Raw genomic sequence first — 19,103 nt, 5'->3', positions numbered from 1 at the left:
TGAGAATCGCCTCACTTAAAGCGGTGTACCTTGCTCCAACGCAAGTAAACGTTGCTTGCGCTCTACTCCACCAGCATACCCTGTCAATTTACCGCTTTTGCCAATAACGCGATGACAAGGCACCACGATAGAAATAGGATTTTTTCCGTTTGCCAACCCAACAGCGCGCACAGCTTTAGGGTTGCCAATCGCGTTGGCGAGATCTTGATAGCTCCACGTCTCGCCGTATGGAATGGTCGTTAGTGCCTGCCAAACTTGATTTTGAAAATCCGTGCCTGTAGCCGCCAAAGGCAGCTCAAATTCATTACGTAGGCCACAAAAATATTCATTCAACTGGGTAACAGCTTGGCGCAAAACTGGGTGTTGATCGTCTCGCGCTCCCAGTTCACTCGGCTTAGTGGTGCATGTTTCAAACCAAATGCCAAGCAAGCCCTCAGCGTTAGATTGGATGGTCACCGTTCCTAATAGGCTCGGCATTTCGGTATAAAATGTTTTCATGATTGATTCCATAAGTGAAACGTCGCGTAGCTTCCCCAAGGGGCCGCAGTGTGCGTATTCAGTGATGGGTAACGCTGCATCGCCTTTTTCACCACTAAGTCTTTATCTAAAAAGCAATCGGGTTGAGATTGCCCTCGCAGTTGAGCATAACTGACTGTCCAAGGTCCAATGCCTTTCAAGGCTAGCCACTTCTGGGGGTCGGCTTCTGAGTTGTCCTGCATGAACTGGGCGAAGCTCACTAGCGTCTCTTTACGGCTTTGCGGCATGCGCAAAAAGCTCACGTCGGTATTAGCTATCGCATCTGGTGTCGGGAAAAAGCGTTTTTCTGACTCTCCACTAAGTGTGGTCACCAATAAGTTAAGTTGACCAATCGCCGCTTTAACCGACACTTGTTGGCCTAAAATCGCTCGAACTCCAGCCTCCCATGCATTCCATACACCAGGAATCCGAATACCTTTACTCGACACAAGCCCCGGTGCAACATAATCCAAATGCTGCTCAACAGTACAAATATCGGCGTCAAGATCGAACATGCGACGAATGTCAGACACCAAGTTTTGCAGCTTCGTTACATTTTCAATTTCAAACGCTAGCTCTAGGTACCCTTCACCTTTGGTCGCTTTAAACCATGCTTTACTGGTATCCAGACAAACGTTGCGCTGATAACTCTCATCACTCACCAGCTCAACCCCCTCAATCGCTCGTAAACGGTAGAAGTTCAGCATGTGCTGCCAATTCAATTCACCTCGATAAGGCAAGGCAATTCGATTGCTACCCATACCGTCAAACTCTTTGCGACGGACTTGAGAAGGCGTCAATTTGAGAAACTTTTGGAAAGCATCGTTAAAGCGGCGTGTACTGTTAAAACCAGACGCAAACCCCACTTCGGTGACCGACATAGAACTGGAATGAAGCAACTGTTTGGCGAACATTAATTGTTGATATTGCGCATACTGCTTGGGTGACATGCCTAGATACTGCTCAAACAACATGCGTAAGTAACGATCCGAAATCCCAACACGCTCTGCTAGCTCAGACACCGAGTGGTGATGCAACTCCCCTCGATCAATTAACGAAATCGCTCGTTGAAAGGTCGTTTCTACGCCTTTCCATGCCCAAGAACCCGGCGCGCTATCAGGTCGACAGCGCAAACAAGGACGGTACCCCGCTTGGAGAGCTTGCGCTTTATCGGTGAAGTACTCTACATTTTCTTCTTTAGGTAAATTAGCCGGACAAATTGGGCGACAAAAGATCCCCGTTGTTTTCACAGCCACATAAAATCGCCCATCAAAACGGCTGTCTCGCGCGACTCGCGCCTTATGACACTGCTCGAAAGTCAGTGAGGTATGGGGGTGAATAAACATAGTGCTTTCCTTGCTCATGCCTTTTGTCATTTATTGTTCATAGGCATCGTTCAATATAATGTTATTGTAGCTTGCTTAAGCGCCTACAATTAGCCATTTTCGGAACTCAATATTGAGATTTATTGGCATTAGCGCTTTTGTACACTAAAGTTAGATTCAGAACATCACAACAACGTCGGCTAAAGGGAATTGGCATGGACTTACACACTTGCGTAATTGTACTAAGAAACCAAAAGGTTATTACCAGTAAATCCGTAGATCATTCAATTGGAATTATCGAACGAGACTCAGATAACGAGATCTCAGAAATTCAAATTAATGCCACGGATGGACGTAATATTCGAACCTATCACTACAACAATGTAGAGGAGTCACTAGAGAGCTTAATGAACCTCTGACGGTTTTCTTTAACACACCTTTCTCCCTTGTTAATAGCGAAAGCAATAGAGCACAGCAACCTGTGCTCTTTTTTTGTTTAACAGCAAAAATGTTTATCGAAAATAATGATGGAACCTGATTTAAAACACGACAAAACTGGCATAAAAAAACTCATAAAAAACACTCAAGCAACTGATTAAAAATAACAAAAAACCGTTATTCAATTTTTTAGAACGAGTTTATCAAAATACTCCCGTTATTTTTATTCTCACCGCCACCTAAACTGTTCTCAACAGCACGGGAGCACACGCTTCCCACTCATTGAAAAGAGTCAGAGGACAGAATCATGAAAGCACTATTACAGAAAATTACCACATCAAACGCAGGTTACAGCGCACTATCACTTCGCGTTCCAATCGGCATTATCTTTATGGCGCACGGCGCACAAAAGCTGTTTGGCTGGTTTGGTGGCTACGGGCTAGAAGGCACAGGTCAGTGGATGGCATCTATCGGTTTAGGTCCTGGCGTGCTCATGGCGTTACTTGCGGGCAGCGCAGAGTTCTTTGGCGGCTTGTTCATCTTGCTTGGCCTGCTAACTCGCCCGGCAGCCGTTGCTTTAGCGTTCACGATGGTGGTAGCGATATTCTCCGTCCACTTTGAAAACGGTTTGTTCATGGCAAACAACGGTTACGAGTTTGGCTTAGCTTTACTGGCAGCAAGTGTTTCACTGGCGTTTTCTGGCGCAGGTAAGGCCGCGCTAGATAACTTCTTGAACAAAAAGCTCTCTTAAGGAGACCCCATGATTACGGTAAGACATGCAGCAGACCGAGGTCGAGCAAACTTTGGCTGGCTTGATAGCAAACATACGTTTTCTTTCGGTAGCTATTACGATCCACAACATATGGGCTTTTCTGAGCTGAGAGTCATCAATGACGATGTAGTCCAACCTGGCGCAGGTTTTGATACACATGGCCATCGTGATATGGAGATCATCAGCTATGTGCTGGAAGGAGTTATCGCGCACAAAGACAGCGAAGGTAACGTGAAAACATTACCTGCCGGGGAATTCCAACTCATGTCGGCAGGGAAAGGGATTTACCACAGTGAGTACAATGCGTCGAACCGTGACACGCTGCGCTTTCTACAAATTTGGATTCAGCCAAATACATTTGGAACCAAACCAGGTTATCAGCAAAAAGATTTTGGTCGCACGCCTGGATTAACAACTATCGCGACTCCAACAGGAGAAAACGGTACGCTACTTATTAAGCAAGATGCCACATTACATCAGTTAATTCTTGAACCAAATAGCGAACTTAACTTTGAGATAGAATCGGGTAGAAGCCTATTCGTTCACCAAGTAACGGGGAGCCTTAGCATCGACAATACTACCTTGACGGCAGGCGACGGCGCGAAGATCGAACAGCAAAGTAAGGTTGTTTTACGCAATACATCGAACGAGAGCACAACCGCCCTGCTATTTGACTTGCCATAACTATCGATTCATCGTGATAAAAAGAAAGCCGCCTGGATCTTCCAAGGCGGCTTTTTAATTTCTCTGACTTTTCACTCAACGCTATTCGTCGGAAATACCGGAACCAATTTGCTGAAAACTGTAAGCCGTCAGTGGATCAATCTCTTTGACAATTTCTTCCACTTGCTTAATCGCGTCTACCGACGAGCTAGCTTTACGATAGCTCAAATAGATAGGGCGACACCAATCTTCTACGCCAGACACCTTGTGAAGCTGCCCGTTGGCGATAAATGGCTCTACCAGAGAGATGGGTAAGTAAGCGGCACCGCCCTTCTCTAAAATAAAGTCCAATGCTATACGCGCTGTTGACGTGCGCAGATACGGAGCCGGGATCTTAGGGTGACGTTCAGAATGTTCTGATGAGAAGCGCGTTCCCCAATCCACATACACGTATTTGTTTTCAAAAACGGTGTCTAAAGAGTCTTTCTCAGTCGATACCAGAACGAGAACAACATCAGCCACTTTTTTGCAGTTAAGCTCATCAGCTTTGATTTGGTCGAACGCAAATGCCATATCTAACGTGCGCTCTAGCAAGCTGCGACTGAGCATTTCCCGCCCCATCACTTCTGCCATAAAACCATAACCACCAAATGAATCTGTGACGACACTTAAACAGTTCTGCAAGTAAGCGTCCCAAATATTTGGCGTACCGCCTAACGTTAATTGCAGCGCTTTGCCATCTTCAAGCGATAACTCTAGCTTCGCTTGTTGCAATGTGGTGACCATCACCTCTGCATAACTGATTAAGCGCTCACCTGCAGAGGTCAACTTTATGTTATTTCGATCACGAATAAACAATTGCGTATCGAAGTAACTTTCCAATTGTTTGATACGTGCGCTCACTGCAGCTTGGGTAATATAAAGATTCTCAGCGGCGCGTCCGAAGTGACGAACCCTTGCCAGCTCTAAAAATGTTCGAAAGACTTTTACATCCATAAACCATCTCCTGGTTAATATAAAACCAGATTAACAACTAATTAAAATCATGACGACAAAAAAGTTTTGTTTTTCTTTTGTTAGCTTTACGCCTAATTTTCGCCGTAGTTCACTACATTCATCAATAACGGTTACAGAGGCTGTTGACATGTCTGACACTGAATTCCGTCATGGCAAAAAACGTTTTTACGACAACGTAAAATTCCCACGCGGCTTTGCAAAGTCTGGCGATTTTACTCTCTCGGAAGAGGAAATCCTAACAATTTATGGGGATACTATGCTTGGCTTAGAGTCAGGCGAATTAACACCTGAAAATAGCGAAGAGAAACACTTCATCAAGGTGCTAGAAAACCCAGGCAAAGCAAAAACAAAACTTGAGCGTACGTGGCTAAAGTACACCCAACTTGCTCGTGGTCGCAAGCGCTTCCACACGCTAAATGGTCGTAATAAGCCTGACGCGACAGAAGATTACATTGAAGAGAGTTTGGTCGAAGACGATTAATAACCAAATAAACTAATTCTCGCCTTTTTCTAGCAGTAGGTAATAGGCGAAAGCTCGTTTGGTTTGACTGAGCGAGCAAAACAAGCTCATTTCTTCTCCTAAAGCCCAAGGGCGCGTTCTCCCAAGGGCTTTTTTAGTATTTAGTGCTGCCAGTCTACTTTGCAAGCATCGCGATCTTTTTCAAAAAGCTCTCTTTCAAGTGCTCTTGGTCGTACTCCAATTGATAGGTATTGTGGAAGCCAACCTTTAGCTCAACACCATTCCCTCGTAAGAAAACGTTGTACCCGTCGTAATCGGAAAACGCTTCTACACCTTCATACATTTTGCCAAATTCGGTTGGTGTACCGTTGTTCATCACACATTCGTAAGCCTGTAGTACTTTGCTCGGATCTAACTCATTTTTCATACCGAATTCCTCACTGGTTTACACATTTCAATTATGGTTAAGGAATGAGCGTCGTGCCATGTCCATCCCATAATATTTGAAGTTCGTGTGCGGTTTCACACTCTGTAGGTTGTTAAAAAACAAGGTTAAGTGCGAAGACAGAACTTAATTTAGATCATAAATTTTATCTATCAATTCGTCAGTTTCATAATGCAATTTCTTTGTAAAAAATCGGCTTATAAAAGAATTTAGATATAAAAACTGTCGATAAAATCAACACTGGTTAAAGAAAAAGCAAAATTTTGACCTAAAACAATAGCAGTTCGTCATTACTTATTTTATAATGCGAATTAATGTTTCGGTACATCGTAAATTCCAATAACTAGGGGCACAAAATGAGACTTATCCCGTTAACTCGAGCAGCACAAGTAGGTAAGTGGGCAGCTGCGCATATCGCTAAGCGTATCAACGACTTTAAACCTACTGCTGAGCGTCCATTCGTTCTGGGTCTACCAACTGGTGGCACTCCTCTAGCAACCTACAAAGCCTTAATCGAGCTTTACCAAGCCGGCGAAGTGAGCTTCAAAAACGTCGTGACTTTCAACATGGATGAGTACATTGGCATCCCTGCGGATCACCCAGAGTCTTACCGCTCGTTCATGTACAACAACTTCTTTAATCACATTGATATCCAAGAAGAAAACATCAACCTACTGAACGGTAACACTGACGATCACGACGCAGAATGTAAGCGTTACGAAGACAAAATTAAGTCTTACGGCAAGATCAACTTGTTCATGGGCGGCGTGGGTAACGACGGTCACATCGCGTTCAACGAGCCAGCGTCATCTCTGTCTTCTCGTACTCGCATCAAGACACTGACTGAAGACACTCGCATTGCGAACTCTCGCTTCTTTGACGGCGATATCAACCAAGTGCCTAAATACGCACTGACTATCGGTGTGGGTACACTGCTAGACGCAGAAGAAGTGATGATTCTGGTAACAGGTCATAACAAAGCTCAAGCACTTGAAGCAGCAGTAGAAGGTTGTGTAAACCACCTATGGACGGTTTCTGCACTTCAACTTCACCCTAAAGCAGTAATCGTATGTGACGAGCCAGCTCAACAAGAACTGAAAGTGAAGACAGTGAAGTACTTCTCGGAGCTAGAAGCGGAAAACATCAAAGGTTTTTAATCCATAGGATGACAGCCTAGATGCACGCTAAAAATACGAAACCCGTGATCAATCACGGGTTTTTTCTTATCTGAACAGCGGGCTTAAGTCGTTAATAAGCTTTAATACCAAACTGACGAAGACGCTTAGGCAGCACTTCATCTAACTTGTCTAGTTCACTCGGTTCGACTTCGATAAGGTTGAAATGATGCTGCTCATAAACAGTACGAATGGTCTCACGGTCAGCCTCAGCCATCTCCCCAGTATCACTTCCCCAAAACTGTAAATAGACTTTACCGCCTGGCAAATAAAAATCACTGGTGACATCTTGGTCAATCGGCAGTTGACGCTCATAAGCGTGCACCACACCAGCCAAGTACAGCCAGTTGTCGATGAGCAACTCCCCCTTAGAGCGCACGTAATGCCCATCTAATGTTCGGTGTTTGGCTTCAAACTTTTGGCGAAAGCTTGAGTACGATTTATCCGTGGAGTGTGACTCCGCATCTTGCCCTAAAAATTCAATGACAGACTGCTTAAGACGCTTATTACGCAGCACCACATCGTGCCATACGACAAAGGTATTTTGTGTCTCTTTATCGGTTCTTTGCTGGCCACCAGCGCGTATACCAGCTTCAGTGACACTCCAACCTTCTTCAGATTTGGCGATCCACCCCAACTCACTCAACAGTTGGTTCATGCGCTTCGCATTCAGTTTCAGCTTTTCACCCAGCTGCGTGGCGCTTAATGTTTTCCCTGAACTGGAAGTCAGCTCAATATGTAAATTGGTCGGCCAGACGATGAACTGGCCAAATTTAGGGTGATCCACATACTCGCCGCCAAACTTGGCGCCTTCTTCCGTCAGAATCCATTTTTCGTCTTGGCGAACAATGTAGCCAGCACGTTTGAGATCGGCAAACAACAGCTTGGCTTCAACCTTGCGCATTTTAGCTAATGCCGACGTCGATATTTTTTCAGACATGTGGGTACCTCATGCTGCTGTAAAACTGAACACTATGTCATCATAGTAACGTATTGATTTCACGGCTTGAAGTCAGAGAAACAAGATTTCGTGTTACAAATAACAAAGCCAATCTCAAGGGACTGGCTTTGTTATGTTAAGTTGAAAGAAGCAGGGGCTATTTAATAAAAGCAATGCAGCCTTGCAAAATCACTAAGTTCACAATGTCGATGAAGAATGCACCGACAATTGGTACTACCATAAATGCTTGTGGTGATGGACCATAACGACTCACGATAGAGCCCATATTCATGACCGCAGTCGGTGTGGCACCTAAACCGAAACCACAATGTCCACTGGCGATCACCGCGGCATCGTAATTACTGCCCATCATGCGGAATGTTACGTAATAAGTGAACACCGCGAGTACGGCAGACTGAATAGCAAGAATAATAAGGAATGGGATCGCAAGATCAAAGATATTCCACAATTTCAAGCTCATCAGAGCCATGGCAAGGAACAGCGATAGCGAAACCGTACCAAGAATATCAACGGTTTCTAAATCAACCTTGCGCACCTTGGTCACTTCCATGATGTTGGTGATGACAACACCAATAAACAGCGCATAAACAAAATCTGGGATCATCAACCACTTGATGCCAAAACTGCTCACCCAACTCTCCAGATAGCTCGCGCCTGTCACGCAAAGCAAAATAATGGATAAGCTTTCTACAACTCTTTTCGCCGTGACACGATCTTCTTCATGTTCGTTATAGGTCACCAATTCAGGGAAACTCTGATGACTTTGGTTGGTGCGTCCGTATTCCGATTCTAAGTTGTGCTTGTTGAGTAACTTTTGCGCGACAGGACTGCCAATAATCCCGCCCATGACCAAGCCAAACGTAGCAGAAGCCATCGCCACTTCTAGGACATTGTGCAAACCATACATTTCTTGAAAAGTTTGCGACCACGCCGCACCAGTTCCATGTCCGCCAGAAAGCGTAATAGAGCCGGCGATCAACCCCATGAGTGGATCTAACCCCAATGCGGTTGCTAAGGATACGCCGACCGCATTTTGGATAAGAATGTAGACCGATGCCACAACAAGGAAGATGAAAACCTTCGCACCGCCTTTAATCAGTTGGGTGTAATTCGCGGCTAAGCCAACCGTCGCAAAAAACATCAGCATAAAGGTGTTTTGCAGTGGTAAATCAAATGATACATCCACACCATTTAAGTGCATCGTCGTGATCACGCAAGCCACAACTAGACCACCAACAATTGGCTCTGGGATATTGAATTTCTCTAAGGTTGGTAATTTGGTGTTAATGAACTGCCCTAAAAATAACACGCAAATTGCGACGAGAAACGACTCTTGTGGGCCGATAGATATTACCTGATTCATGAGACCTCTTTACTCTCCTCTTTCTCATTCATTGAGCAAGCGCTCAACGTGAGATAGGTGCCTAAGTCAATCAGATTGCCTCTCGAACCTTTTGTTTTCTAGGGTGTATTTGCCACAAATTCTCATCAAGTAAGAAATGGATGTACCCAAAATCCCACTGATTATCATTATATGAGAATGCCAATACCAAGCTGGTGGTAAATACCTTGATTGGATTAGAAAAATAACACTTCTCAACTTATGAGAAGTGTCTAATTTATGTTCACAATAAAGTCTTCAAAATAGCTATCACATAGGTAGATATTTAGGGAAAGCGAAGGCTGGAACATACGCTTAATTTTAAATTATTACTTTCTCTCCGGCACACTAGGTGTTATACCTATATATAACACCATTTCAGCCAAGAGATTCACTCATGACCAATTGGCATGATCGCCAACCGATTTTTCGACAGTTGGCTGACCAGATCACTCAACAAATACTGCAAGGTATCTGGCAAGAAGGCGATGCTCTACCCTCAGTTCGTAGCATCTCTGCGGATATGAAAATTAACCACCTCACCGTCATGAAAGGCTATCAATTGCTTGTTGATGAGGGGTTAGTAGAGAAAAAACGCGGTCAAGGTATGTTTGTCGCTTCAGGGGCAAAGCTCAAATTGCTCGCAGACGAGAAGGCACGTTTTCTTCAACAACAAATTCCGCAGATAGCCGGCACAATACAGCGTCTGGATATGTCACTCGACGAATTCATTCAACAACTAAAACCACACTTGAAAGGTGACCAATGAGCGCATTAGTCAGTGTAAACAACGTCTCCAAGCAATATCAGCAACAAGGAGAAGTACTGCATGAAGTGAGTTTCGACCTACATGCAGGACAAGTACTTGGCTTACTCGGCCATAATGGCGCAGGTAAATCAACGCTTATTAATGCCCTACTCGGCGCACATGAATATCAAGGCACTGTTCGTATCAACGGATTTGAACCCATTATGCAACGCGACAAAATAATGCGGAGCTTATCCTATATCTCGGATGTAAATGTTCTACCAGATTGGATGACTGTCGCTCAACTGCTTAACTATACCGAGGGCGTGCATCCAGGGTTCAATCGCGCCCAAGCAGATACGCTACTTCGTCAAACGGACATCAAACCTCGTGCGCGTATCAAATCTTTATCCAAAGGGATGAAGGTGCAATTGCACCTCGCGATTGTAATCGCGACTAACACCCAAATCCTCATATTGGATGAACCGACACTCGGGTTAGATCTCGTGTATCGTGATACGTTTTATCGTCACTTATTGGAATGGTTTCACGACGGCGAGCGCGTGTTGATCATCGCCAGTCATGAAGTATCAGAGATCGAGCACTTGCTGACAGATGTGCTGATTCTTAAGCATGGCCGCCCCGTTCTGCAAACCTCGATGGACAGTATCAGTGAAGACTACTTCATCCTTGAGGCCAGCGACGAATACCGCACACAAATTGAAGCGATGAACCCACTCTCGTCACAAAAAGGCCTCGGTTCAACGAAATGGTTACTCACTGCCCAGTATGCCCAACAAGCAGAAACAATGGGGGCCATCCATGGGGTGAAGTTAGCGGATCTATTTTTAGCATTGCAGAAGGAGGCAGCGTAATGCGTTCAGTTGTCGCGATGTTGCAAAAAGAGTGGTTAGAAAACCCTCTTGTTTTACGTATTCCACTGTTTGTGTTGGCATGTGGACTTATCCTCTTTGTCAGTTTAATGAGTAACGACACTCTACAACACAATATGTTTTTTCAAATGAGCTTTGGTGGTGATGTTAGTGACATTCACAAAGAGCTTGGTGACGATGTAAACATGTTGATTACCGGCGGGGCGGGACTGCTGTCTATCTTGTTAGCCGTTCAATACTTCCCGAGAACACTGCGCAAAGAGCGCGCAGAGGGTAGTATTATGTTTTGGCGTAGTATGCCGGTCAGCGATATAAAAACTCACTTAGTGAAGCTAGGGTTTGGCTTATTGGTGATTCCGCTCGTTTGCTCGGCGCTTGTGCTCGCAGCAGATTTGATGTTGTGGTTGCTGAACATCTCTACCGATCACCAATTGGCTTTATTGTACCGCCAAGCCTCGTTAGGTTACGTGCTGCTGCATTGGGGAGAGTTTTTAATCAGAATGTTGTTCGCCGGTATTCTACTGTTACCGCTGGCATTAACCGCAATGGCTATTTCTCAGAAAGTGAATTCACCACTGGTCATTTTGTTTATCGCCATTTATGCGCTGCGCTGGATGCCAATCGCACTATTTGGCTATTACGGCCTAGATCAGTTCTTCTCCGAAGTGCTTTACCTTCCACTGCACGCCATTGTTGCACCAAGCCCATTGAATGCAATTCCTCAAGCGGGTTGGTTAAACGTTGGCATTTACGCTTTCATCGGCGTTCTTGGTTGGACAGCTAGTCTCAAGTTCAGCCGAACCATTCAATAATCCGTCGTTCGATAAACGGCCAAAATCGAGCCATAAAAAAACGGTCACAACCTGTGTTGTGACCGTTTTTATTTCGACCTTAGGAGATCATGAACTTAAATTTAACCAAGGAATGAAATGTAACCTTGTAAAATGATTAAGTTAACGATGTCGATAAAGAAAGCGCCCACAATTGGCACCACCATAAATGCCTGCGGCGACGGGCCAAATCGGTTAACGATAGAGCCCATGTTCATCACGGCTGTTGGGGTTGCCCCCAAGCCAAAACCACAGTGACCACCCGCAATAACCGCAGCGTCATAGTTGCGTCCCATCACTTTGAACGTAACGTAGTAAGTGAAGATAGCTAAGACCACAGACTGCACAGCCAAAATGACCAAAAATGGAATCGCTAAGTCAAAGATATTCCATAACTTCAAACTCATTAATGCCATCGCCAAGAACAATGACAAAGAAACAGTACCGAGCATATCGACGGTTTCTGCATCTAACTTACGAAGCTTGGTCACCTCTAAGAAGTTCGTGATGATCACACCAATGAACAGCGCATATACAAAGTCTGGAATCATCAACCATGAGATTTCATACGTGCTAACCCATTGCTCAACATACTTGGCCCCCGTAACACAGATCAGTAGGAAGAAGAGTTTCTCCACCACTTTTTTCGCCGTTACTTTATCTTCTTCGTATTCGTTGTAGGTCACCAACTCAGGGAATTTTTCGTGAGTTTTGGCATCTCGACCACCACGACCATACTCCGATTCAATGCTGTTTTTTTCTACGAGGCGCTGTGCCACTGGGCTACCAATGATACCGCCGATGATCAAACCAAAAGTGGCTGATGCCATCGCTATTTCCAAAACGTTATCCAATCCATACACGTCTTGGAAGGTTTGTGACCACGCAGCACCTGTACCATGGCCACCAGACAGAGTAATCGAGCCAGCAATTAACCCCATCAAAGGATCTAAACCGAGCGCCGCCGCGAGTGAAACGCCAACGCCGTTTTGTATGATGATGTAAAACGATGCGACAGCTAAGAAGATAAAAACCTTCGCACCTCCTTTCATCAACTGAGTGTAATTTGCGGCCAAACCAACCGTCGCAAAAAACATTAACATAAACGTATTTTGTAACGGCAAATCGAACTCCAAGTCGATGCCGTTGAAATGAAGAGCAGTAATCATGCAGGCCACAATAAGGCCACCTACAATCGGCTCAGGTATGTTGAACTTCTTTAAAATCGGTAGCTTAGCATTAATAAAATGCCCCAGGAAAAGCACACTGATTGCGACCAAGAAGGACTCCAGTGCACCTACAGATATTAAATGATTCATATCGCCTCTTATTATTGTTCTCTTCATCCTCCGTAATGATCGAGTGTTAATTTAACCTTCATTCAATAGCAAATGTTCTCGCTTTACTGTTTCGAAAATACTCAAAAGTTGGTGTAGATGCGCCTTAGGCTAGTTTAAGGGACGCTCCTTTAGCGATGTGTCAGTTTTCCGCTGTTAGCAAGCCCTTAAATGTGAAAGGAGCCGATATAGCTCCTTCAAATGCCCCCTCGCAATACCTGTGCGTTACTGCTTGGGGTATAGTGTTGTGAGTAAATTCTGGGTGACACTTTCTGAACCACATTGGGCTCCCTTACTTAAACAGAATGTGTCAATTACTATCAAACAAAGTTCCTTCCCGTTGTAACCTCTAAACGCCGAGATCGCGTTCAAAACAATTGGGTTTGCTTGTTCCTGTCGTAGTTTTTTAACTCTGGCTCATGGTGTATAAACGAGCCGAATCCAAGGAAACTCTCAAGCTGCAACAAACGTTTTCGTCACAACGGAGCCGGATTATAACATATTGCTGATAATTTTCTTCAATTCAGTGACATTCACCAATCCCATGGTTTAGCTCCATAATGATTAACTGCTGAATAGCATTTTTACAGACAAAAGAGCGAAGCGAATTCAACTTAGCCTCACCAAAAAATAAACCTTAAAAGCCAATCACTTATCTATCATCTCCTGAATAAAACGTGTTTTGATAGGCTTTCTGGAGGGCCTAGCAACCAAAATGTACGGTGTTGTCATGGTGGTCTTTCGAGGCTAACTACCCGATTCTGGGTGATAAAAACAATCCCAATTATGCATCACACAAAAACATGTATAATTTTTATGTAAGTTATTCAAATAACAAGAGCCCTACATGAAAATTCATTCGCTTTTCCCTGTGCTATTACTCTGTGCCATCTCATCTGCCACTGCAGCGGAAAATATCCGTATTGAATATTCTCCCGTGGAAACAACCCATGAAAACATCGCCCAGCAATCTATCCAAAACAGCGATGTAAACCCAATTTTTGTTGAGCTATCTCAGATCCACTTTCCATTTCGCAAACCACTCACACTGATTTACGGCGGAGAAGATGGCCCAATGTACGATCCCGACACGCACACGATACACATTCCTTACACTTTTTATTTGGAATCACTCAATTACTTCTCCAATAACCAGTATGAAGAACGCCTTGGAAAATCCCCAAAAACAGGGGCGTTAGATACGTTATTACACACCTTGCTGCATGAAGCAGGGCATGCTTACATCGAAGATCAAAACATCCCTGTTCTCGGAAAAGAAGAAGATGCCGTCGATAATTTTGCCACGATCTTAATGATTGACTTCCTAGAAGATGGCGCAGAGATGGCCATTAGCGCCGCCGACATGTTCGCATTTGAGTCCGATGACAGACCGGACTACTACGACTTCGGTGAGTACATTGATGAGCACAGTTTTGATTTGCAACGCTACTTCTCTACCTTATGTTTGGTGTACGGCAGTGATCCGGAACAGTACAAGTCGCTTCTCGATGAAGTTGAAAAAGACTACCTACGAGATCGCAAAGACTTTTGCCAATACAACTACGAGAACATACGCGCGAATTGGAACCACTACCTGCAACATAATGAACCAAAAGAAAAATCGCCACGTAGAACTCAGTAAGACAAATCAAATAATAAGACGATCGCAATGACAAAACTCACCATATTTTATGACGGAACTTGCCCACTGTGCGCCAAAGAAATGCACGCACTTAAGCGACGAGATGTAAAACAAGCGATAAAAATCGTCGATATCTACAGCGATGACTTTTCTGATTACCCACAGATAGACGCGCAAAAAGCCAACACGATTTTGCATGCGCTGAATGACAACAATGAACTGATACTTGGTCTTGATGTGACTCACCGAGCATGGCAGTTGGTCGGACGAGGTTGGCTATATGCACCACTACGTTGGCCATTACTCAAGCCAATTGCAGACTGGCTTTACCTGCGCTTTGCCAACAATAGGTATCGTGTCTCATACTGGCTTACTGGTAACTCCCGCTGCAACTCGGGCCAATGCTCTCGCTAATTGTGATCCTGCTTAAAAATGTGAGCCTCTCTCGTCCACGATCACCAACTTCCTGTACTTCTCACCCGCCAACTCGGTTAATCTGCAATCAGAACAAAAATAATTATTAACTCTTTTATTTGGTAAAGCTATTGAAGTTTACCAGTTTGTAACACTGCGCCGAGACGTAAGGAAGTACCTATGAATCTAACGATAAGAAAGCGACTTTATATTCTTTCCATCATTCCCGTGTTAACGATTGCTTTGGGTATGATGTGGTTTACCTACCTCCAAACCAGTACCTACAACCAACAACAAATCAATCATACGCACACGACGATGATGGCGATGAAGAAAGCGGAACTGAAAAACTATGTGCAGATGGCTCATTCCGCACTCAAACCGTTATTGGATCGTAATGCCTCATTGCAAGAAGCCATTCCAGTGCTCAAAGAGCTAGAGTTCGGCCAATCAGGTTATATTTTTGCGTACGACTCAAAAGGCGTGCGTGTTGTTGTCGGAAAAAACAATAAAGGGGTTGGAGAAAACTTCTATAACCTGCAAGACAAAAAAGGCAACTACCTGATCCAAGACCTGTTGAAAAACGCCAAAACGGGTGACTTCACAACCTACTACTTCCCTAAGTTAGGGCAAACCGAAGCATTACCTAAACTCAGCTACTCCATGTTCATTCCCAAGTGGGATATTATGATTGGCACAGGTTTTTATACTGATGACATCGATGCGATCATTACAGAGATGGAAAACACAGCAAACGATGAGCTAAACAATACCTTAGCCGCTATTGCTATGTTTTGTGTCTCTATTGCCGTTGTCGTGGCCATTTTTGCCGTACTCGTCAACCGTAGCATTATGCGCCCTATCGAACAGTTTGACAGCTCAATCCAATCTTTCGCGCAAGGTGACGCCGACTTAACCGCACGTATGGAAGAATCTAGCGTGCCAGAATTTAAGCAGCTCGCGCATAACTTCAATATCTTCGTTGAGAGCTTGCAAGGAATTATTAAGAGCGTCAGCCATGTCGGACAAGAGGTAGTATCAGAAACTAACAACATGTCTCAACGCGCCTCACAAGTGGATGAATTGGCTTCTGGTCAACGTGAGGAAACGGAACAAGTCGCGACTGCAATGACAGAAATGACGGCCACCGCTCACGAGATCTCTGGCAATGCAAACCAAGCCGCCGATTCCGCTAAAAACGCCGATGACAACGCACAACAAGCGAAACACATCGTAGACTCCGCCGCTAATTCCGTTGAAGCGCTAGCGAATGAGGTCTCTGAAGCAAGCACTGTAATTTCACGTCTAGAGAGTGACGTGCAGAACATCTCATCCTCACTTGAAGTCATCCAAGATATTGCTGAACAAACCAACTTGCTTGCGCTAAATGCCGCCATTGAAGCGGCACGAGCGGGCGACCAAGGACGCGGATTCGCAGTTGTCGCGGATGAAGTACGTAAACTTGCAAGCCGCACTCAGGACAGCACAGGTGACATTCACAAGATGATCGATCAACTTAAAGCAGGATCGGATGCCGCAGTAAAAGCGATGGAATCTAGCCAAGCACGTGGCGAAGCGACAGTAGAAGAAGCACGTGCTGCATCGGTTGCGCTGCAAGATATTCAAGCAGCGATTGCGAATATCATGGACATGAACACGCTGATCGCTACCGCGACCGAAGAGCAAAGCCAAGTTGGACAAGAGATTTCACAACGCATCGAAGTCATTTCTCAGCAAAGTAGTCAATCGGCGCACCTTGCCAATCAAAATCGCTCGGGCAGCCAAAACCTCAATCACAAAGCCAACGAGCTTTACGACTTGGTGGGACGCTTCACGGTTTAACTTCCTTAACCATACTTAATAGTAGAAACAGCGACGCCTTAACGTCGCTGTTTTTATTTCTGCTATCCTCAAGCGACTTAGCTATAATGCCGCCAACTAAGCACCCATAAGGGCAAAACCAGATGATTATCATGACCACCAATTTCGGTGACATCGAAATTGAATTGAATCTAGAACGAGCGCCAGTTAGCTCAAAGAACTTCAAAAAATACTGTGAAGATGGCTTCTACAACGGCACCATTTTCCACCGCGTTATCGATGGTTTTATGATCCAAGGTGGCGGTCACACCGAAGACATGGCAGAAAAGCCAACGCGCGCCCCGATTGCGAACGAAGCAAACCGTGGTCTAAAGAACCTTGTTGGCACTATCGCAATGGCGCGTACCGATGCACCGCACTCTGCAACGGCACAGTTCTTCATTAACTTGGAAGACAACGATTTCCTAGACCACACCGCAACCACCAACTTGGGCTGGGGCTACGCGGTGTTTGGCAAAGTGACTGCGGGTATGGATGTCGTAAATCGCATCGCGAAAGTGAAAACGACCTCTAAGCTTGGTCACGATGATGTACCATGCGATCCAATCATTATTGAGAAAGTGACAACCAGCGAATAAGCCCATTTGCCTCTTCGGAGAAATCGTCGCTATAAAACGAAGAAAGCGCCTAATGTCTGATGACTTAGGCGCTTTTTGTTTTATGACTCAGCCTATGAGTTTGGCTTGTGCCGGAGTTATTGATAGAAAAGCTCGGCTTTTGCTCCGACTAAATCAAGCTCAGAGCCTTGAAAGTCCACCAGATATTCAGCGACAAGGTTGTACCCAACCCAATACCCCATGTATTTCGGCCAGCGACTTTCATCACTGCCAAGAAAGTAAGCGTCGAAGTTGTAATCTAAGCTGGTCAACTTGTCTTTCATCTCAGCATAGAAAGGACGCCAATCTTGATCTTTGATATTCTCAAACAAGCTCGGAGTGACGCCACCATTTACCTTGCGTTCGAAATGACAAGCTAACCCTTCCATAATCAGCACATCACCAAGCGCAACGCCATTCTCTCCCGCTCGCATACGGAACAGGTGATGCAACTCATGCGCTAGCACCGCAGCTAGTTCTTTATCAATCACGTTTTTAATATCTGCACGTTGAGTATCAAGAAGAATCTCTACACGATGGGCGCTTAAGCAATAGCCACCAATCCCCGTCTGCGGTACGTCATTGCGATCAAACGGGCTAATGGTCAGGTCGACGTTACTTAAATCGTTGTTACTTAAATCAAAGTAACTAGAAAGCTGTGAGCTCAGGTCATCAAGTTTCTGATGCAAATACTCAGCGATTGGAGACAACTCTCCCGTCGCATTTAACAGGGTGACGCGATAACTCATTTATCTTCCTTGATAATTTAGGTTAAGAGTAGCGAGTTTACAGTGTAAAGAGTGAGCAGTTCTAGCAATTACATCCCTTTGAACAAACTTTGAGATGCACGGCTCACAGGGAGCTTAGTTTCTCCAACGTGAACAAACATTCTGCCAGCAAAATCTTTGTTTACTTTGCTAATTTTACACACTTGCACCACGCTTGAACGGTGCACTTGCCAGAACTGTTCTGGGTTAAGCTGCCCTATCAACTCTTTCAACGATGTACGAATCAAATACTCCTGCACTTTGCCTTGTCCTTGTTGGGCATACACAGAAACGTATTTTTCTTCCGCTTTGAAATACAACACATCAGACGTGGCGATCAAATGAATGTCTTCCCCTTGCGTCGCTTTGATCCACTGAAGATATTGCGGCGTTTGTGGCGCGGATAATTGCTGCAACTGTTCTAACAGGCTGCTCATCTGCACATTACTGCTTTCTTGCTCTCGCTTAGCAAGGCGTACTTTCACTCTTTCACACGTCGTCAGGAGGCGCTCATCCGAGATAGGCTTGAGCAAATAATCGGCGGCATTTTGTTCAAAGGCTTTGATGGCGTAATCATCGTACGCGGTGACAAACACAATCAAAGGTGGATTGGCGAGTTGATTGAGTTTTTGCGCTAATGTCATGCCATCCAACACTGGCATACGAATATCGAGAAACGCAATGTCAGGTTGGTTGTGCTCAATGGCCTGCAACGCTTGTTCACCATCCGCGACTTTGGCTATTACCTCTAGCTCTGGCCACACATCAGCTAGGCTTTTATCAAGATGACGCCTCAATAGCGGTTCATCATCAGCAATAATGGCAGTAAACCCTGTATTCAT

General features: G+C 44.8%; 21 protein-coding genes. 12 read left to right on the top strand and 9 right to left on the bottom strand.

The genetic code is table 11. The annotated features are described in order from the left end of the window. Window positions 1–15: 15 nt before the first annotated feature. Window positions 16–498 carry a methylated-DNA--[protein]-cysteine S-methyltransferase gene (locus L3V30_RS11330; RefSeq protein ID WP_237308944.1) on the bottom strand — a complete coding sequence of 161 codons (483 nt, stop codon included), beginning with the start codon at window positions 496–498 and terminating at the stop codon, window positions 16–18. After that, window positions 495–1,862 (bottom strand): AlkA N-terminal domain-containing protein, encoded by a 1,368-nt coding sequence (locus tag L3V30_RS11325; protein WP_237308943.1) that lies wholly within the window; start codon window positions 1,860–1,862, stop codon window positions 495–497. Before L3V30_RS11325 ends, L3V30_RS11330 begins: the two co-directional genes overlap by 4 nt. Window positions 1,863–2,056: 194 nt before the next feature. Between L3V30_RS11325 and L3V30_RS11320 the strand changes: the two genes are divergently transcribed. The 3 genes from L3V30_RS11320 (at window position 2,057) to L3V30_RS11310 (ending at window position 3,735) form a co-directional block, all read left to right on the top strand. Further along, on the top strand, window positions 2,057–2,260 hold the full coding sequence (locus L3V30_RS11320) for a hypothetical protein (protein ID WP_017633816.1): 204 nt from the start codon (window positions 2,057–2,059) through the stop codon (window positions 2,258–2,260). A gap of 326 nt (window positions 2,261–2,586) precedes the next feature. Further along, entirely contained in the window at window positions 2,587–3,030 is a 444-nt protein-coding gene (locus tag L3V30_RS11315; RefSeq protein ID WP_005374434.1) for a DoxX family protein, read from the top strand. 9 nt (window positions 3,031–3,039) lie between these two features. Beyond that, window positions 3,040–3,735 carry a pirin family protein gene (locus tag L3V30_RS11310; RefSeq protein WP_237308942.1) on the top strand — a complete coding sequence of 232 codons (696 nt, stop codon included), beginning with the start codon at window positions 3,040–3,042 and terminating at the stop codon, window positions 3,733–3,735. A gap of 81 nt (window positions 3,736–3,816) precedes the next feature. Here the strand turns inward: L3V30_RS11310 and L3V30_RS11305 are convergent, their stop codons facing one another. After that, window positions 3,817–4,710, bottom strand: coding sequence for a LysR family transcriptional regulator (locus L3V30_RS11305; RefSeq protein WP_046875618.1), 894 nt, complete (start codon window positions 4,708–4,710; stop codon window positions 3,817–3,819). Window positions 4,711–4,858: 148 nt separating this feature from the next. Here L3V30_RS11305 and L3V30_RS11300 point away from each other — a divergent pair, with 148 nt between their 5' ends. Next, window positions 4,859–5,212, top strand: coding sequence for a DUF413 domain-containing protein (locus tag L3V30_RS11300; RefSeq protein WP_005392041.1), 354 nt, complete (start codon window positions 4,859–4,861; stop codon window positions 5,210–5,212). Window positions 5,213–5,366: 154 nt separating this feature from the next. On the opposite strand, the gene L3V30_RS11295 is transcribed toward L3V30_RS11300, so the two are convergent. Beyond that, the gene (locus L3V30_RS11295) at window positions 5,367–5,618 is read right to left on the bottom strand and encodes a DUF3081 domain-containing protein (protein WP_005392042.1); all 252 of its coding nucleotides are present in this window, start codon (window positions 5,616–5,618) and stop codon (window positions 5,367–5,369) included. Window positions 5,619–5,992: 374 nt separating this feature from the next. On the opposite strand from L3V30_RS11295, the gene nagB reads away from it, so the two are divergent. Beyond that, window positions 5,993–6,793: a glucosamine-6-phosphate deaminase gene (gene nagB, locus L3V30_RS11290; protein ID WP_006740926.1), complete on the top strand. Its 801-nt coding sequence runs from the start codon at window positions 5,993–5,995 to the stop codon at window positions 6,791–6,793. Window positions 6,794–6,884: 91 nt separating this feature from the next. Here the strand turns inward: nagB and L3V30_RS11285 are convergent, their stop codons facing one another. Continuing rightward, window positions 6,885–7,751 carry a glycerol kinase gene (locus tag L3V30_RS11285; RefSeq protein WP_139059720.1) on the bottom strand — a complete coding sequence of 289 codons (867 nt, stop codon included), beginning with the start codon at window positions 7,749–7,751 and terminating at the stop codon, window positions 6,885–6,887. Between the two features lie 157 nt (window positions 7,752–7,908). Beyond that, entirely contained in the window at window positions 7,909–9,135 is a 1,227-nt protein-coding gene (gene gltS / locus L3V30_RS11280; RefSeq protein ID WP_237308941.1) for a sodium/glutamate symporter, read from the bottom strand. A 415-nt stretch (window positions 9,136–9,550) separates the two neighbouring features. Between gltS (L3V30_RS11280) and L3V30_RS11275 the strand changes: the two genes are divergently transcribed. The 3 genes from L3V30_RS11275 to L3V30_RS11265 are packed head-to-tail and all read left to right on the top strand — an operon-like array spanning window position 9,551 to window position 11,606. Next, on the top strand, window positions 9,551–9,922 hold the full coding sequence (locus L3V30_RS11275) for a GntR family transcriptional regulator (protein ID WP_085344466.1): 372 nt from the start codon (window positions 9,551–9,553) through the stop codon (window positions 9,920–9,922). Next, window positions 9,919–10,776, top strand: coding sequence for an ABC transporter ATP-binding protein (locus L3V30_RS11270; RefSeq protein ID WP_237308940.1), 858 nt, complete (start codon window positions 9,919–9,921; stop codon window positions 10,774–10,776). The genes L3V30_RS11275 and L3V30_RS11270 overlap by 4 nt, the downstream gene beginning before the upstream one ends. Further along, window positions 10,776–11,606: a hypothetical protein gene (locus L3V30_RS11265; RefSeq protein ID WP_145472476.1), complete on the top strand. Its 831-nt coding sequence runs from the start codon at window positions 10,776–10,778 to the stop codon at window positions 11,604–11,606. The genes L3V30_RS11270 and L3V30_RS11265 overlap by 1 nt, the downstream gene beginning before the upstream one ends. Window positions 11,607–11,707: 101 nt before the next feature. Here L3V30_RS11265 and gltS (L3V30_RS11260) read toward each other — a convergent pair whose 3' ends face one another. Further along, window positions 11,708–12,943 carry a sodium/glutamate symporter gene (gltS, locus tag L3V30_RS11260; protein WP_006740921.1) on the bottom strand — a complete coding sequence of 412 codons (1,236 nt, stop codon included), beginning with the start codon at window positions 12,941–12,943 and terminating at the stop codon, window positions 11,708–11,710. A gap of 865 nt (window positions 12,944–13,808) precedes the next feature. Between gltS (L3V30_RS11260) and L3V30_RS11255 the strand changes: the two genes are divergently transcribed. The 4 genes from L3V30_RS11255 (at window position 13,809) to L3V30_RS11240 (ending at window position 17,476) form a co-directional block, all read left to right on the top strand. Further along, window positions 13,809–14,603 carry a DUF4344 domain-containing metallopeptidase gene (locus L3V30_RS11255; RefSeq protein WP_237308939.1) on the top strand — a complete coding sequence of 265 codons (795 nt, stop codon included), beginning with the start codon at window positions 13,809–13,811 and terminating at the stop codon, window positions 14,601–14,603. Between the two features lie 27 nt (window positions 14,604–14,630). After that, window positions 14,631–15,017: a DUF393 domain-containing protein gene (locus L3V30_RS11250; RefSeq protein ID WP_047009728.1), complete on the top strand. Its 387-nt coding sequence runs from the start codon at window positions 14,631–14,633 to the stop codon at window positions 15,015–15,017. Between the two features lie 180 nt (window positions 15,018–15,197). Continuing rightward, a complete protein-coding gene (locus L3V30_RS11245) occupies window positions 15,198–16,859 on the top strand; it encodes a methyl-accepting chemotaxis protein (protein ID WP_005392065.1) in 1,662 nt (553 codons plus the stop codon). Window positions 16,860–16,981: 122 nt separating this feature from the next. Continuing rightward, a complete protein-coding gene (locus L3V30_RS11240; RefSeq protein ID WP_237308938.1) occupies window positions 16,982–17,476 on the top strand; it encodes a peptidylprolyl isomerase in 495 nt (164 codons plus the stop codon). A 116-nt stretch (window positions 17,477–17,592) separates the two neighbouring features. Here L3V30_RS11240 and L3V30_RS11235 read toward each other — a convergent pair whose 3' ends face one another. Together L3V30_RS11235 and L3V30_RS11230 are read right to left on the bottom strand one after the other, a co-directional pair. Next, on the bottom strand, window positions 17,593–18,243 hold the full coding sequence (locus L3V30_RS11235; protein ID WP_237308937.1) for a DUF2268 domain-containing putative Zn-dependent protease: 651 nt from the start codon (window positions 18,241–18,243) through the stop codon (window positions 17,593–17,595). Between the two features lie 68 nt (window positions 18,244–18,311). After that, window positions 18,312–19,103 (bottom strand): LytTR family DNA-binding domain-containing protein, encoded by a 792-nt coding sequence (locus tag L3V30_RS11230; protein ID WP_237308936.1) that lies wholly within the window; start codon window positions 19,101–19,103, stop codon window positions 18,312–18,314.

The organism is Vibrio sp. A1-1 (assembly GCF_021728175.1).
Taxonomy (GTDB): Bacteria; Pseudomonadota; Gammaproteobacteria; order Enterobacterales; family Vibrionaceae; genus Vibrio; species Vibrio diabolicus.
This window is presented reverse-complemented; position numbering and strand designations above follow the sequence as displayed.

Excerpts from the sequence above, each read along its gene's own strand:
- L3V30_RS11330 (WP_237308944.1), bottom strand. The coding sequence starts at position 498 with ATGAAAACATTTTATACCGAAATGCCGAGCCTATTAGGAACGGTGACC.
- L3V30_RS11325 (WP_237308943.1), bottom strand. The coding sequence starts at position 1,862 with ATGTTTATTCACCCCCATACCTCACTGACTTTCGAGCAGTGTCATAAG.
- L3V30_RS11320 (WP_017633816.1), top strand. The coding sequence starts at position 2,057 with ATGGACTTACACACTTGCGTAATTGTACTAAGAAACCAAAAGGTTATT.
- L3V30_RS11315 (WP_005374434.1), top strand. The coding sequence starts at position 2,587 with ATGAAAGCACTATTACAGAAAATTACCACATCAAACGCAGGTTACAGC.
- L3V30_RS11310 (WP_237308942.1), top strand. The coding sequence starts at position 3,040 with ATGATTACGGTAAGACATGCAGCAGACCGAGGTCGAGCAAACTTTGGC.
- L3V30_RS11305 (WP_046875618.1), bottom strand. The coding sequence starts at position 4,710 with ATGGATGTAAAAGTCTTTCGAACATTTTTAGAGCTGGCAAGGGTTCGT.
- L3V30_RS11300 (WP_005392041.1), top strand. The coding sequence starts at position 4,859 with ATGTCTGACACTGAATTCCGTCATGGCAAAAAACGTTTTTACGACAAC.
- L3V30_RS11295 (WP_005392042.1), bottom strand. The coding sequence starts at position 5,618 with ATGAAAAATGAGTTAGATCCGAGCAAAGTACTACAGGCTTACGAATGT.
- nagB (WP_006740926.1), top strand. The coding sequence starts at position 5,993 with ATGAGACTTATCCCGTTAACTCGAGCAGCACAAGTAGGTAAGTGGGCA.
- L3V30_RS11285 (WP_139059720.1), bottom strand. The coding sequence starts at position 7,751 with ATGTCTGAAAAAATATCGACGTCGGCATTAGCTAAAATGCGCAAGGTT.
- gltS (WP_237308941.1), bottom strand. The coding sequence starts at position 9,135 with ATGAATCAGGTAATATCTATCGGCCCACAAGAGTCGTTTCTCGTCGCA.
- L3V30_RS11275 (WP_085344466.1), top strand. The coding sequence starts at position 9,551 with ATGACCAATTGGCATGATCGCCAACCGATTTTTCGACAGTTGGCTGAC.
- L3V30_RS11270 (WP_237308940.1), top strand. The coding sequence starts at position 9,919 with ATGAGCGCATTAGTCAGTGTAAACAACGTCTCCAAGCAATATCAGCAA.
- L3V30_RS11265 (WP_145472476.1), top strand. The coding sequence starts at position 10,776 with ATGCGTTCAGTTGTCGCGATGTTGCAAAAAGAGTGGTTAGAAAACCCT.
- gltS (WP_006740921.1), bottom strand. The coding sequence starts at position 12,943 with ATGAATCATTTAATATCTGTAGGTGCACTGGAGTCCTTCTTGGTCGCA.
- L3V30_RS11255 (WP_237308939.1), top strand. The coding sequence starts at position 13,809 with ATGAAAATTCATTCGCTTTTCCCTGTGCTATTACTCTGTGCCATCTCA.
- L3V30_RS11250 (WP_047009728.1), top strand. The coding sequence starts at position 14,631 with ATGACAAAACTCACCATATTTTATGACGGAACTTGCCCACTGTGCGCC.
- L3V30_RS11245 (WP_005392065.1), top strand. The coding sequence starts at position 15,198 with ATGAATCTAACGATAAGAAAGCGACTTTATATTCTTTCCATCATTCCC.
- L3V30_RS11240 (WP_237308938.1), top strand. The coding sequence starts at position 16,982 with ATGATTATCATGACCACCAATTTCGGTGACATCGAAATTGAATTGAAT.
- L3V30_RS11235 (WP_237308937.1), bottom strand. The coding sequence starts at position 18,243 with ATGAGTTATCGCGTCACCCTGTTAAATGCGACGGGAGAGTTGTCTCCA.
- L3V30_RS11230 (WP_237308936.1), bottom strand. The coding sequence starts at position 19,103 with ATGAATACAGGGTTTACTGCCATTATTGCTGATGATGAACCGCTATTG.